Source organism: Achromobacter sp. K91, from assembly GCF_003576205.1.
In the GTDB taxonomy this organism is placed as follows: Bacteria; Pseudomonadota; Gammaproteobacteria; order Burkholderiales; family Burkholderiaceae_B; genus Achromobacter; species Achromobacter aegrifaciens.
The window spans coordinates 65,413-77,122 of sequence record NZ_QWFB01000037.1 but is presented as its reverse complement, the minus strand read 5'-3'; the positions used below and the strand labels follow the sequence as shown (position 1 = coordinate 77,122).

Sequence of the window (11,710 nt, the reverse complement as noted above, 5' to 3'; positions counted from 1 at the left end):
GACATGACCACCGCATCCAAGCCCCTCGTTGCTCCGGCGCACGTCAGCGCCATCGCGCCTTACCAGGCCGGCAAGCCCATCGAAGAACTGGCCCGCGAATTCGGGCTGGACCCGGCCGGGATCGTCAAACTGGCGTCCAATGAAAACCCGCTGGGCATGCCCAAGTCGGCGCGCGAGGCGATGCTGGCCGCGGCCGAGTCGCTGGCGCGCTATCCCGATCCCAACGGCTTCGACCTGAAGTCGGCGCTGGCTGAACGCTACGGCGTGCCGATGAGCTGGGTCACGCTGGGCAACGGCTCCAACGACATCCTGGAAATCGCGGCGCTGGCGCTGCTGGAGCCGGGCGTGTCGGCGGTCTATGCGCAGCACTCGTTCGCGGTCTACCGCCTGGCCACCCAGGCGCGCGGCGCCCGCCACATCGTGGTGCCGGCCAAGGACTACGGGCATGACCTGGATGCGATGTTCGATGCCATCGCCGACGATACGCGGCTGCTGTTCATCGCCAACCCGAACAACCCCACCGGCACCTTCGTGCCGGGCGACCAGGTCGCGGCCTTCCTGGAGCGCGTCCACGCCGCCCACGGCGATCGCGTGACGGTGGTCCTGGACGAGGCCTACAACGAGTACCTCGACCCCGAGTTCCGCTTCGACAGCACCGCGCTGGTGCGCCGCTATTCCAACCTGATCGTGTCGCGCACCTTCTCCAAGGCCTACGGCCTGGCGGGGCTGCGCGTGGGCTTCGCGGTGGCGCAGCCGGCCCTGACGGATCTGCTGAATCGCGTGCGCCAGCCGTTCAACGTCAATACGCTGGCGCAGGCCGCGGCCATCGCCGCGTTGCGCGACGCGGCCTACCTGGAAGAGGCCTATGCCTCCAACAAGGCGGGCAAGGCGCAGTTGTGCGCCGCGTTCGAGCGCCTGAAGCTGCGCTACGTGCCCAGCTACGGCAACTTCGTGCTGGTGCATGTGGGCGACGCCCCGCGCATCAACCTGGAGCTGCTCAAGCGCGGCGTGATCGTGCGCCCGGTTGCCGGCGACGGCTTGCCGGAGTGGCTGCGGGTGTCCATCGGACTGCCGCAGGAAAACGAGCGGTTCATCGAAGCCTTGAGCGCCATCCTGTCCGCATGAACGACGCGTCACCGAAATCCGATCAGGGGGCCGCTGGCCCCCTGATTCCTGTATTGGCCGTAGTAGGCGTGGGCCTGATCGGCGGATCCTTCGCCGCGGCCTTGCGCCGGGCGGGGCAGGTGGGCCGGGTGCTTGGGGTAGGGCGCAACGCGCAATCGCTGGCCCGCGCCGTTGAACTAGGGCTGATCGACGAAGCCGCTTCCGCAGAGGATGCCGCGGCGCGCGCCGATCTGATCCTGCTGGCGACGCCAGTGGGCGGGCTGGGCGACGTGCTGTCGCGCATGCGCGCGCATCTGCGCTCCGATACCGTGCTGACGGATGGGGGCAGTACCAAGGCCGAAGTGGTCGAGGCCGCACGCGCCGCCCTGGGCGACCGGATCGCGCAGTTCGTGCCTGGCCATCCCATCGCCGGCGCAGAGCGCACCGGACCGGAGGCGGCCGATGCCGACCTGTACCGCAAGCGCACCGTCATCCTGACGCCGCTGGCCGAGAATGGCGCGGCCTCGCTGGAGCTGGTGCGCCGGGCATGGCAGGCTTGCGGGGCGGACGTGATCGACATGGACGCCGACGCCCATGACCGCGTGCTGGCTTCGGTCAGCCATTTGCCGCATCTGCTATCGGCGGTGTACATGGAGCAAGTGGCCGAGGCCACCGATGCTTCCACGCGCCTGGCGCTGGCGGGCAGCGGCTTTCGCGACTTCACGCGCATCGCCGCGGGTTCGCCCGAGATGTGGCGCGACATTTTTCTGTCCAACCGCGACGCCATGCTGGCCGAACTGGCCGACGTGCGCACGGTGCTGGATCGTGCCGAACGCGCCATTGCCGATGGCGATGGCGCGGCTTTGCTGACGCTGCTGGACACGGCGGCCCGCGCCCGCCGCAACTGGCGCAAGGAGTAGCTGACATGGGCGCTTTGCCTTATCTCGATCTGCCGCGCGTGCGGCAAGCGCGGGGCGTGATGGCCCTGCCGGGTTCCAAGAGCATTTCCAACCGCGTGCTGCTGCTGTCCGCCATCGCCGAGGGCAGCACCGTCATCACCGGTTTGCTGGATTCCGACGACACCCGCGTCATGCTCGGCGCCTTGCGCCAGCTGGGCGTGCAGGTGTCGGAACTGGAGGCGGGCAGTGTCACGGTGCAGGGCGTGCGCCGCTTTCCGGTGGAAAGCGCCGACCTGTTCATGGGCAACGCCGGCACCGCGATCCGGCCGCTGACCGCGGCGCTGGCGCTCATGGGCGGCGATTACCGCCTGTCGGGCGTGCCGCGCATGCACGAGCGCCCCATTGGCGACCTGGTCGACGCGCTCAAGGGCTTGGGCGCCAGCATCGATTACCTGGGCCAGCCTGGCTATCCGCCCCTGCATATCGGCCGCGGCGACATCGCGGCGGACGCGGTCACGCGCGTGCAGGGTTCGGTGTCCAGCCAGTTCCTGACTGCCTTGCTGATGGCCGCGCCGCTGCAGGCCGGCCGCAGCGGCAAGCCGGTCACGATCGAAGTGCTGGGCGAGCTCATCTCCAAGCCGTACATCGAGATCACGTTGAACCTGATGGCGCGCTTCGGCGTGCAGGTGCGGCGCGACGGCTGGAGCCGTTTCGTCATCGACGGCGGGGCGGCCTATCGCAGCCCCGGGCAGATCGCGGTCGAAGGCGACGCCTCGACGGCTTCCTATTTCCTGGCGCTGGGCGCGATCGGCGGCGGGCCGCTGCGCGTGACCGGCGTGGGCGCGGACAGCATCCAGGGCGACGTCGCCTTTGCCGGCACGCTGGCCGATATGGGCGCCACCGTGACCTACGGTCCCGACTGGATCGAGGTGACGGGCGCGCGCGTCGCCCAGGGCGAACGCCTGAAAGCCTTCGACACCGATTTCAACCTGATCCCGGACGCCGCCATGACCGCGGCCGCCCTGGCGCTGTACGCCGACGGCCCGTGTCGCCTGCGCAACATCGGCAGTTGGCGCGTCAAGGAAACCGACCGCATCCACGCCATGCAGACCGAACTGGAAAAGCTGGGCGCGCAGGTGGAATCGGGGCCGGATTGGCTGCGCGTGACGCCGCCGGCGCAGGATGCCTGGCGCGATGCGCACATCGGCACCTGGGACGACCACCGCATGGCAATGTGCTTTTCGCTGGCGGCTTTCGGGCCGGCGGCCGTCCGTATTCTCGACCCGGGCTGCGTCAGCAAGACCTTCCCGGGTTACTTTGATGTTTACGCGGGCCTGGTAGCGGCCTAGCGAAGAATCGCCCATGACTTCGATTTCCCCTGCAACTTCCTCCACTGTCCCCGTCATCACCATCGACGGCCCCACCGCGTCCGGCAAGGGCACGGTGGCCCACCGCGTCGCCAAGGCCCTGGGCTGGGCCGTGCTCGACAGCGGCGCGCTCTATCGCCTGACCGCGCTGGCGGCGCTCAACCGCGGCTTGTCCCCCGAGGACGAGCCCGCCGTGGCGCGCGTGGCCGAAACCCTGGATGTGCGTTTCGAAGGGCCTCATGTCTACCTCGAGGGCGTGGATGTCGGCCACGATATCCGTCGCGAGGAAGTCGGCAACTTCGCCTCGCGCGTGGCCGCCTTCCCGGGCGTGCGCCAGGCGCTGCTCGAGCGCCAGCGCGCCTTCCGGCTGGCTCCGGGCCTGGTTGCGGACGGGCGCGACATGGGTACGGTGGTGTTTCCCGATGCGCCCCTGAAGGTGTTCCTGGTAGCCGATGTGGTCGCGCGGGCGCAGAGGCGCTGTAAGCAGTTGATCGAAAAGGGAATTTCTGCTAATCTTGATGACCTCCTACGGGATATGCGCGAGCGGGACGCCCGCGATATGGGGCGGACTACCGCTCCCTTGGCTCCCGCAGCGGATGCACACGTGCTGGATTCGTCTGATTTGACGATTGCAGAAACGGTGCAGGCAATACTGGATTTCTGGAAGAACGCCGCCGCGGATTGAATTACCGGTCCCGGACTTTTCTCTCGAATCCTCCGCAGTTTTCTGTTTTTTTTTATCGGCCCTGTTCAAGCCAGGCGCAGCCCCCACGGGACACCCCGCAAGGGTAAACCGGCAAGCAGGCATTTTGACTCCACTGTGGCGGGCAATCCGCTGCGGTGTGTTTTTAACGGCCATTTCGGCCCAATGGATTTCAACCCCATGTCTTCCGTTTCCACTACCGCCACCGGCGGCGAAAGCTTCGCCGACCTTTTCGCACAAAGCCTCAAGAGCCAGGACATGAAGTCCGGCGAGGTCATCAGCGCCGAAGTCGTGCGCGTCGACCACAACTTCGTCGTCGTCAACGCCGGCCTGAAGTCCGAAGCGCTGATCCCCCTGGAAGAGTTCCTGAACGACCAGGGCGAGCTCGAAGTGCAACCTGGCGATTTCGTCTCGGTGGCCATCGATTCCCTGGAAAACGGCTACGGCGACACCATCCTGTCGCGTGACCGCGCCAAGCGCCTGTCGGCCTGGCTGCAACTGGAAAAGGCCCTGGAAAACGGCGAACTGGTTACCGGCACCATCACCGGCAAGGTGAAGGGCGGCCTGACCGTCATGACCAACGGCATCCGCGCGTTCCTGCCGGGTTCGCTGGTGGACCTGCGTCCGGTCAAGGACACCACCCCGTACGAAGGCAAGACCCTCGAATTCAAGGTCATCAAGCTCGACCGCAAGCGCAACAACGTCGTTCTGTCGCGTCGCCAGGTGCTGGAAGCCAGCATGGGCGAAGAGCGCCAGAAGCTGCTCGAAACCCTGCACGAAGGTGCTGTGGTCAAGGGCGTGGTCAAGAACATCACCGACTACGGCGCGTTCGTGGACCTGGGCGGCATCGACGGCCTGCTGCACATCACCGACATGGCCTGGCGCCGTGTGCGTCACCCCTCCGAAGTCCTGCAAGTGGGTCAGGAAGTCGAAGCCAAGGTGCTCAAGTTCGACCAGGAAAAGAGCCGCGTCTCCCTGGGCGTCAAGCAGCTGGGCGAAGATCCGTGGGTGGGCCTGGCTCGCCGCTACCCGCAAGGCACCCGCCTGTTCGGCAAGGTCACCAACCTGACCGACTACGGCGCGTTCGTTGAAGTCGAAGCCGGCATCGAAGGCCTGGTGCACGTCTCCGAAATGGACTGGACCAACAAGAACGTCGATCCGCGCAAGGTCGTGACCCTGGGCGAAGAAGTCGAAGTCATGGTCCTGGAAATCGACGAAGACCGTCGTCGCATCTCGCTGGGCATGAAGCAGTGCCGCCAGAACCCGTGGGAAGAGTTCGCCACCAACTTCAAGCGTGGTGACAAGGTCCGCGGCGCCATCAAGTCGATCACCGACTTCGGCGTGTTCGTCGGCCTGCCCGGCGGCATCGATGGCCTGGTTCACCTGTCCGACCTGTCGTGGACGGAAACCGGCGAAGAAGCCGTGCGCAACTTCAAGAAGGGCGACGAGATCGAAGCCGTGGTTCTGGGCATCGATACCGACAAGGAGCGCATCTCGCTGGGCATCAAGCAGCTGGAAGGCGACCCCTTCAACAACTTCGTTGCCACGTTCGACAAGGGCGCCGTTGTTCCGGGCACCATCAAGTCGGTCGAAGCCAAGGGCGCTGTTGTCACGCTGTCCGTGGACGTTGAAGGCTACCTGCGCGCTTCCGAGATCTCCTCGGGCCGCGTTGAAGACGCCACCACCGTTCTGACCGCCGGCGAGAACATCGAAGCCATGATCGTCAACATCGACCGCAAGACGCGTTCGATCCAGCTGTCGATCAAGGCCCGCGACAACGCCGAAACCGCCGAAACGATCCAGCGCATGTCCGACGCCAGCGCTTCGTCCGGCACCACCAACCTCGGCGCGCTGCTGAAGGCCAAGCTGGACCAACAGCGCAACGACGGTTAATTCGTGACCAAGTCGGAGCTGATCGCCGCCTTGGCGGCCCGCTATCCTCAGCTGGCCGCCCGCGACACCGATTACGCGGTCAAGACCGTGCTCGACGCAATGACCCAGGCCCTGGCCTCGGGTCAGCGCATCGAGATCCGCGGTTTTGGCAGCTTCTCGCTGTCGCAGCGGTCTCCCCGCATCGGTCGCAATCCGAAATCCGGCGAACAGGTGCTGGTGCCTGGAAAACAGGTGCCGCACTTCAAGGCGGGCAAGGAATTGCGCGAGCGGGTGGACTTGGCCGGCGGCAATGACGAGGACGCTCAATCTTCTGGATCGAGTGAACCGATGCCGTCGATGGTGAGTCTGCACGCCATGCATTGACGGCACGGCAGTAAGGCCGCCTTCGGGCGGATCGGACCGAGAACCTAGCCCCTTGAGCAATCAAGGGGCTTTGTTTTTTGGCGCCAGGCGGGATCCGTCGCTTACAATTGATAGTCTTGAATTCTTTGGAGCATGCGCCATGCGCTACCTAGTCTGGGCCCTGCGATTGCTCGTGTTTGTTGCAGTATTGATGTTCGCGTTGAAAAACACGGATCCGGTCGCCGTGAAGTTCTACGCCGATTACGTGGTGCAGGACGTGCCCCTCATCGTTGTGATGCTGGTCGTGTTCGTCTTGGGCGCCTTGTTTGGCTTGTTGCTGACCGTGCCCGCCGCCATGCGCCGCCGCCGCGAAGCCATGCGCCTGCGCCGCGAGCTGGACCGTGTCCAGGCCGCCGTTGCCGGCACCACGCCCGCCGTGCCGCCGGAGGCCGTGGCCCCGATGTCGCCGCTGTGATGCCGTTGCGTCAGCACTGAATCCCTTTCCGCACTGAATTACCGCAAGAGCCCGCATAGTGGATTTTGAACCTTGGTGGTTGATTTTCGTGCCGGTATTGTTCGCGCTGGGCTGGCTGGCCGCGCGCTTCGATATCCGGCAAATGCTGCGGGAAACCCGCAGCCTGCCCGACTCCTATTTCCGCGGGCTGAACTTCCTGCTCAATGAAGAGCCGGACCGCGCCATCGACGCCTTCGTCGAAGTGGCCAAGCTGGACCCGGAAACCACCGAGCTGCACTTTGCGCTGGGCAGCCTGTTCCGCCGCCGGGGCGAAATGGAGCGCGCCATCCGCGTGCACCAGAGCCTCCTGAACCGTTCCGACCTGCCCGCCGCCGAACGCGAGCATGCGCAGCACGAGCTGGCGCAGGATTTCCTCAAGGCCGGCATGCTGGACCGCGCCGAAAACGGCTTCGAGCAGCTCAAGGACACCCGCTACGCCTTGCCCGCGCTGCGTTCGCTGATCCGCATCTACGAATCCGAGCACGATTGGCCGCGCGCCATCGAAGCCGTGAAGACGCTGCAGGGTCTGGTCGACGAGCCGGTGCCGCAGCTCGTGCACTATTACTGCGAACAGGCGCAAACCGCGCTGTCGGCCAAGCCCGCCGACATCGACGCGGCCCACAAGGCGCTGGATGCCGCCGACCATGCCTTGTCGACCATCGATCCGGCGTCGAGCAAAGGCGCCATGGTGCGCACCGCCATGCTGCGCGCCCGCCTGGCCCTGATCGAACAGGACCCGAAGCGCGAACGCCTGTACCTGGAGTCGATCATGACCGACGCTCCCGAGTACGCCGGCCTGGTGGCCGAGCAGGTCCTGGCGAACTACCGCGCCGCCAATCAGGAAGCGGCCGGGCTCGACGTGCTGCAGAAGCAGTATGCGCGCCATGCGTCGCTGGACCTGTTCAACGTGCTGTTCCGCGAACTGCGCGCCCAGCAGGGCTCCGCGCCGTCATGGGCATTTGCCCGCAATGCCTTGCGCAGTCATCCGTCGCTGCTGGGGCTGGACCGTCTGCTGGAGGCCGAGCTGGCCAATCCGGAAAGCGGCGCCGAGCAGGCGCCAGTGCCGGGCGCCGACCTGACGTTGTTGCGCAGCCTGATCCACAAGCATACGCAGCGGCTGGACCGCTACGCATGCCGCAGTTGCGGTTTTCAGGCGCGTCGCTTTTACTGGCAATGTCCCGGCTGCAACGCCTGGGAAACCTACGCGCCGCGCCGCTTGGAAGAACTTGAATGAATGCATTTCCCGCCGAAGCCATTTCGCATAGCCGCGTCCTCGTGGTGGGCGATGTGATGCTGGACCGGTACTGGTTCGGCGAAGTCGAACGCATTTCGCCCGAAGCGCCGGTGCCCGTGGTACGCGTGGCGCGCCGCGAAGACCGCCTGGGCGGCGCGGCCAACGTCGCGCGCAACGTGGCGGCCCTGGGCGGCCATGTGACCTTGGTCGGCGTGCTGGGCGAAGACGAGGCGGGCGACAGCGTCCGGCGCTTGTCCGCCGAAGCCGGCATACAGGCCGAGCTGCTCGCCGATCCGTCCTTGCACACGACCTTGAAGATGCGCGTGCTGGGTCGCCAGCAGCAGCTGCTGCGCGTGGACTTCGAACAGCATCCGGCACAGGCCGCGCTGGACAACGTCGATGCCGCTTTCGCGCGCCATCTGGCCAACCACGACATCGTCGTGCTGTCCGACTATGCCAAGGGCGTGCTGGCGCGGGTCGAATCGCTGATCGCGCTGGCCCGCAACGCCGGCGTGCCGGTGCTGGTGGACCCGAAGGGCCACGATTACACCCGTTACCGCGGGGCGACGCTCGTCACCCCCAACCGCTCGGAAATGCAGGAGGCCGTGGGCCGCTGGAGTTCCGAGGCCGAACTCACCGATCGCGCGCAGCGCCTGCGCGCCGACCTGGATCTGGAAGCCTTGCTCGTGACCCGTTCCGAGCAGGGCATGACTTTGTTTACCGACGCGGGGCGCGACCACATCGACGCGCAGGCGCACGAAGTGTTCGACGTGTCCGGCGCAGGCGACACCGTGCTGGCGACGCTGGCCGTGTCGCGCGCCATCGATCTGCCGTGGGTCGACGCGATGGGCTGGGCCAACAAGGCCGGCGGCATCGCCGTGGGCAAGCTTGGCACGTCCATCGTCACCGCCGCGGAATTGGCAGGAGAACTCTCATGATCGTCGTTACCGGAGCCGCGGGCTTCATAGGCAGCAACCTGGTGCGCGGGCTCAACCGCCGCGGCATCAAGGACATCATCGCGGTCGATGACCTGACCGAAGGCGACAAGTTCGTCAACCTGGTCGATTGCCAGATCGCGGACTACATGGACAAGGACGACTTCCGCCGCCGTGTCCTCGACGGCAGCCTGCGGGAAGTGCGTGCCGTGCTGCACCAGGGCGCGTGCTCGGACACGACCGAGCGCAACGGCCGCTACATGCTCGACAACAACTACCGCGTCACGCTGGAGCTGTTCGAGTTCTGCCAGGAGCGCCGCATTCCGTTCCTGTACGCCTCGTCGGCGGCGGTCTACGGCGGTTCCTCGATCTACGTGGAAGACCCCGCCAACGAAGGCCCGCTGAACGTCTACGGCTATTCCAAGCTGCTGTTCGATCAGGTCCTGCGCCAGCGCATGGACAGCCTGACCGCACAGGTGGTGGGCCTGCGCTACTTCAACGTCTACGGTCCGCACGAACAGCACAAGGGCCGCATGGCTTCGGTGGCGTTCCACAACATGAACCAGTTCCTGGAGCATGGGCACGTGCGCCTGTTCGCGGGCTGGGACGGCTACGTGGATGGCGGCCAGAGCCGCGACTTCATTTCCGTCGAAGACGTGGTCGCGGTCAACCTGCATTTCCTGGACCACCCCGAGCAGTCGGGTATTTTCAACTGCGGAACGGGCCGCGCGCAGCCCTTCAACGATGTGGCGGCCGGCGTGGTCAATGCGCTGCGCGCGGAGCGCGGCGAAGCCGAGCTGACGCTGGCGCAACTGGTGGAACTGGATCTGATCCGCTACATCCCGTTCCCGGACGACCTGAAAGGGCGCTATCAGAGCTACACGCAGGCCGATGTCACGCGCCTGCGCGCAGCGGGGTTCCAGGCGCCGATGCGCGATGTGCGGACCGGCGTCACCGAGTACGTGCGTTACTGGCGCGCCCGCAAGTAAGTCTGCGCCACTGCGCCGGGTCTGCAAGAAAAGCCACCGTTCGCGGTGGCTTTTTTTCGCCTGGCGGTTTGCCGGGGCGGATGTTTCCATTCACTGCGCCGCCGTGGCGGGGCGCGTCGCCCGCATGATCTGAGCGTGGCGTGACAGCCGTTGCGCCAGACACCTGGGAGACCCTCCATGAATCCATTCCTTCAATCCGCCGCTGCCCACCCGGCCCCTTTTGCCAGATGGCGCAGGGTGCGCGCCACCCTTGCTTCCGGCGCCCGGCCGCGCCCTTTGCGGCAGGCCTTGGGCGCGCTGCTGGTAACGGCGGGCCTGGGCCTGGCCGCGCCGCAGGCGCACGCGGTGGACCTCAACCAGGCCAATGCCCAGCAGCTCGAAGGCGTCCGGGGCATCGGCCCGCGCATGGCGGAAATCATCATCAAGGAGCGCGAACGGGGCGGCAAGTTCGAATCCTTGAACGACCTGGCTGAACGCGTGCGCGGCATCGGCCCGAAGAAGGCGCAGGCCCTGCAAGAGGCCGGCCTGCAGGTGGCAGGGACGGGCCCTCAGGCCGGGCAGGGCGATACGGCGGCCAAGCCGGCGCAGGGCAAGCCGGCTGCGGGCAAGGCCGAAGCCAAATCCGAAGCGAAACCGGCGGCGTCCCAGCCCGCGGCCCGCGCCCGGCCCTGAGCGCGTCGCGCGCCGCGCGGGTAGCCCTGGCGGGAGCGCGGCTTTTGGCGGCGCGCGCCGCCAGGCGGGGTTATCATCGTCCGCATGACTACTACCTATCCCACTATCGAGCAAACCGTCGGCAATACGCCGCTGGTGCGCCTGCAGCGCATTCCCGGGGCCGCGGGCGCCGCCCGGGGCAATGTCATCCTGGCCAAGCTGGAGGGCAACAACCCCGCCGGCTCCGTGAAGGACCGTCCGGCCCTGTCGATGATCGCCCGCGCGGAAGAGCGCGGCGACATCAAGCCGGGCGACACCCTCATCGAGGCGACCAGCGGCAATACCGGCATCGCGCTGGCCATGGCTGCCGCCATGCGCGGCTACCGCATGATCCTGATCATGCCGGACAACCTGTCGGTGGAACGCCGCGCGGCCATGACGGCCTACGGCGCCGAGCTGATCCTGACGCCCGCGGACAAGGGCGGCATGGAATACGCCCGCGACCTGGCGTCGGCCATGCAGGCGGACGGCCGCGGTCTGGTGCTGGACCAGTTCGCCAACCCTGACAACCCCCGCGCCCACATCGAAACCACCGGGCCGGAAATCTGGAACCAGACCGAAGGGCGCGTTACCCACTTCGTGAGCGCCATGGGCACCACCGGCACCATCATGGGCGTGTCGACCTACCTGAAGTCGCGCAACCCCGCAGTGCAGGTGGTGGGCGCGCAGCCCGCCGAAGGATCGTCGATCCCGGGCATCCGCAAGTGGCCCGAAGCCTATCTCCCCAAGATCTTCGATCGCAGCCGGGTGGACGCCTATGAATCCATCGAGCAGGCCGAGGCCGAACAGATGGCGCGCCGGCTGGCGGCGGAAGAGGGCATCTTCGGCGGAATTTCATCGGCGGGCGCGCTGGTTGCCGCCCTGCGCGTGGCCGAACGCGTCAACGACGCCACCATCGTGTTCATCGTGTGCGACCGCGGCGACCGCTACCTGTCCACGGGCGTCTTCAACTGAACGCCTGATCGCCGTCGGGCAGAACAGAACCGCCATGCCGGGTTTGCCGGGCATGGCGGTTTTTC

The 11,710-nt window shown here is 66.6% G+C and carries 12 protein-coding genes; all 12 read left to right on the top strand.

Going from position 1 to position 11,710, the window contains the following annotated elements:
* Positions 1–3 precede the first annotated feature (3 nt).
* The 12 genes from hisC to cysM all read left to right on the top strand — a co-directional run bounded on the left by hisC (position 4) and on the right by cysM (position 11,645).
* Positions 4–1,125 carry a histidinol-phosphate transaminase gene (gene hisC, locus DXK93_RS19445; protein ID WP_119450992.1) on the top strand — a complete coding sequence of 374 codons (1,122 nt, stop codon included), beginning with the start codon at positions 4–6 and terminating at the stop codon, positions 1,123–1,125.
* The gene (locus DXK93_RS19440; RefSeq protein WP_119450903.1) at positions 1,122–2,024 is read left to right on the top strand and encodes a prephenate dehydrogenase/arogenate dehydrogenase family protein; all 903 of its coding nucleotides are present in this window, start codon (positions 1,122–1,124) and stop codon (positions 2,022–2,024) included. Before hisC ends, DXK93_RS19440 begins: the two co-directional genes overlap by 4 nt.
* A 5-nt stretch (positions 2,025–2,029) precedes the next feature.
* The gene (gene aroA, locus DXK93_RS19435) at positions 2,030–3,352 is read left to right on the top strand and encodes a 3-phosphoshikimate 1-carboxyvinyltransferase (RefSeq protein WP_119450902.1); all 1,323 of its coding nucleotides are present in this window, start codon (positions 2,030–2,032) and stop codon (positions 3,350–3,352) included.
* Positions 3,353–3,365: 13 nt separating this feature from the next.
* Complete coding sequence (gene cmk / locus DXK93_RS19430) at positions 3,366–4,055, top strand: (d)CMP kinase (RefSeq protein WP_054450894.1); 690 nt, start codon at positions 3,366–3,368, stop codon at positions 4,053–4,055.
* Positions 4,056–4,253: 198 nt separating this feature from the next.
* Positions 4,254–5,966 (top strand): 30S ribosomal protein S1, encoded by a 1,713-nt coding sequence (gene rpsA, locus DXK93_RS19425; RefSeq protein ID WP_026382780.1) that lies wholly within the window; start codon positions 4,254–4,256, stop codon positions 5,964–5,966.
* Positions 5,967–5,969: 3 nt separating this feature from the next.
* On the top strand, positions 5,970–6,329 hold the full coding sequence (locus DXK93_RS19420; RefSeq protein WP_013392394.1) for an integration host factor subunit beta: 360 nt from the start codon (positions 5,970–5,972) through the stop codon (positions 6,327–6,329).
* Between the two features lie 139 nt (positions 6,330–6,468).
* Positions 6,469–6,783 carry a lipopolysaccharide assembly LapA domain-containing protein gene (locus DXK93_RS19415; protein ID WP_013392395.1) on the top strand — a complete coding sequence of 105 codons (315 nt, stop codon included), beginning with the start codon at positions 6,469–6,471 and terminating at the stop codon, positions 6,781–6,783.
* A gap of 58 nt (positions 6,784–6,841) precedes the next feature.
* Positions 6,842–8,056 (top strand): lipopolysaccharide assembly protein LapB, encoded by a 1,215-nt coding sequence (lapB, locus tag DXK93_RS19410; protein ID WP_054450896.1) that lies wholly within the window; start codon positions 6,842–6,844, stop codon positions 8,054–8,056.
* Positions 8,053–8,994 (top strand): D-glycero-beta-D-manno-heptose-7-phosphate kinase, encoded by a 942-nt coding sequence (rfaE1, locus tag DXK93_RS19405; protein WP_119450901.1) that lies wholly within the window; start codon positions 8,053–8,055, stop codon positions 8,992–8,994. The genes lapB and rfaE1 overlap by 4 nt, the downstream gene beginning before the upstream one ends.
* Positions 8,991–9,980 (top strand): ADP-glyceromanno-heptose 6-epimerase, encoded by a 990-nt coding sequence (gene rfaD / locus DXK93_RS19400; protein ID WP_054450903.1) that lies wholly within the window; start codon positions 8,991–8,993, stop codon positions 9,978–9,980. The genes rfaE1 and rfaD overlap by 4 nt, the downstream gene beginning before the upstream one ends.
* A 177-nt stretch (positions 9,981–10,157) precedes the next feature.
* A complete protein-coding gene (locus DXK93_RS19395; protein WP_119450900.1) occupies positions 10,158–10,652 on the top strand; it encodes a helix-hairpin-helix domain-containing protein in 495 nt (164 codons plus the stop codon).
* An 84-nt stretch (positions 10,653–10,736) separates the two neighbouring features.
* On the top strand, positions 10,737–11,645 hold the full coding sequence (cysM, locus tag DXK93_RS19390; protein WP_041655288.1) for a cysteine synthase CysM: 909 nt from the start codon (positions 10,737–10,739) through the stop codon (positions 11,643–11,645).
* Positions 11,646–11,710 lie beyond the last annotated feature (65 nt).

Bases quoted from the DNA above. Each gene is read 5' to 3' on its own strand.
- hisC (WP_119450992.1), top strand. From the start codon at position 4: ATGACCACCGCATCCAAGCCCCTCGTTGCTCCGGCGCACGTCAGCGCC.
- DXK93_RS19440 (WP_119450903.1), top strand. From the start codon at position 1,122: ATGAACGACGCGTCACCGAAATCCGATCAGGGGGCCGCTGGCCCCCTG.
- aroA (WP_119450902.1), top strand. From the start codon at position 2,030: ATGGGCGCTTTGCCTTATCTCGATCTGCCGCGCGTGCGGCAAGCGCGG.
- cmk (WP_054450894.1), top strand. From the start codon at position 3,366: ATGACTTCGATTTCCCCTGCAACTTCCTCCACTGTCCCCGTCATCACC.
- rpsA (WP_026382780.1), top strand. From the start codon at position 4,254: ATGTCTTCCGTTTCCACTACCGCCACCGGCGGCGAAAGCTTCGCCGAC.
- DXK93_RS19415 (WP_013392395.1), top strand. From the start codon at position 6,469: ATGCGCTACCTAGTCTGGGCCCTGCGATTGCTCGTGTTTGTTGCAGTA.
- rfaE1 (WP_119450901.1), top strand. From the start codon at position 8,053: ATGAATGCATTTCCCGCCGAAGCCATTTCGCATAGCCGCGTCCTCGTG.
- rfaD (WP_054450903.1), top strand. From the start codon at position 8,991: ATGATCGTCGTTACCGGAGCCGCGGGCTTCATAGGCAGCAACCTGGTG.
- DXK93_RS19395 (WP_119450900.1), top strand. From the start codon at position 10,158: ATGAATCCATTCCTTCAATCCGCCGCTGCCCACCCGGCCCCTTTTGCC.
- cysM (WP_041655288.1), top strand. From the start codon at position 10,737: ATGACTACTACCTATCCCACTATCGAGCAAACCGTCGGCAATACGCCG.